The 212-nt window shown below is 36.8% G+C and carries 1 protein-coding gene; it reads left to right on the top strand.

The genetic code is table 11. The features are described from left to right. Positions 1 to 212: hypothetical protein (locus V6255_RS18880; protein ID WP_341629474.1), on the top strand; the 212-nt coding region annotated here is incomplete at both ends.

Raw genomic sequence — 212 nt, 5'->3', positions numbered from 1 at the left:
ACTTTCAAATAGCAAATGAATGGCTTAATCAACATACCCAATGGGATGATGTAGAACTCGCAGCAGTTAAAATCGCCACTATTGCAGCTTCATCTAACGACTCAATAGAGATTGCTTTGCAATGGTTACCTTTTATTAAAACATCTACACTACAAAATGAAACACAACAAAGAGTGATTAAACGTTGGTATCGCTATGATCAGCAAAGTGCC

It is taken from the genome of Psychromonas arctica (genome assembly GCF_038155225.1).
Taxonomy (GTDB): domain Bacteria; phylum Pseudomonadota; class Gammaproteobacteria; order Enterobacterales; family Psychromonadaceae; genus Psychromonas; species Psychromonas arctica_B.
Note: the sequence above shows the minus strand (reverse complement) of the source record. Positions and strands in the feature narration are given on the sequence as shown.